At 41.2% G+C, this 965-nt stretch carries 1 protein-coding gene; it reads right to left on the bottom strand.

Features of this window, described 5'->3' with window-relative positions; genetic code table 11:
• Positions 1-965, bottom strand: a 965-nt coding sequence (locus ABD915_RS09830; protein ID WP_345117769.1) for a DUF3987 domain-containing protein, incomplete at both ends; no start/stop codon positions are given.

The following is a 965-nucleotide window of genomic DNA, read 5'->3' as shown; positions in this document are numbered from 1 at the left end:
GGGTGTGCTGGTGAGCCAATGGGTTTATCATAGAGAGAACGAAAGATCCCTTGATAGGTTTCCCATGCCTCTTGATTGGGAGATCTATCAACCCATCTTCGCTTGTTTTGTTCATCTGGCCATACCAACATCTGAAAGCGTTGCATTAAACCGTCATCGTTTATTCCATGGTGCATTGCCCGAATGATAGGAACAATTCGTGCAGGTTGAATGCCCCCTATAATCGAAAGGGTTGCATGAGATATGTAAATGGTTCCACGTCCTATACGGTCATAAGTAAACTGATCATCTCCATTATAAGATTCTAGATAAAAACCACGGTCTGTTTGATGTTCTTTTCTTTCCAGAGTAGATAAAAAACCAGATAACTCATCACGAACCATTAAGAGACCACGGGGATTTTCTTTTAACAATTCTCCAAGCTTTTCAACCGTGACATCATTGACAATAAGGCGTCGTTTTCTAAGAGTGTCATCATCATCAGTTTCTTTGTATTCAAGAGCTTGAGAAAGAAGAGCAAGGGCTTGTTCCTCGTCTTGATTTTTGAGTGCTTCGTGGGCTTGTTTTTTCTTTTCTTGTTTATCTAACTCCATAAGAATATTTTTTACTTCTTGCTGTTTTTCTTGCTTTGCCCAATCCTGGTACCATTGCTTTTGAAACTCCTTGAGAGGTTGTAAAGCCGCTTTCATAGTCTGTGTTTTCATGGTTGAAGGCTCTCCAACAATAGCCCCCCAGAGATTAGGAACAATTTCCCACTTGGCATATTGTTTTGGTGCAACACGCACTCCGTTACCGATAAGAGAAGCCAAACCACACAAAGCAGGGACAGCAATAAAATCGAGAGAAGATTGTTGAATATCAGCAACGTCATAAATATAGCGACTTAAAGTTGAAGGCACTTGTGCAACGTGAAAAGGTTCGACCGGTAAGAGGGTATACTCAAGCGGTTTTAATTCCCCCCAACC

This window comes from Bartonella jaculi (genome assembly GCF_039543045.1).
Lineage (GTDB): Bacteria > Pseudomonadota > Alphaproteobacteria > Rhizobiales > Rhizobiaceae > Bartonella > Bartonella jaculi.
The sequence above is the reverse complement of the archived record's forward strand: the minus strand, read 5'-3'. Positions and strand labels throughout refer to the sequence as shown.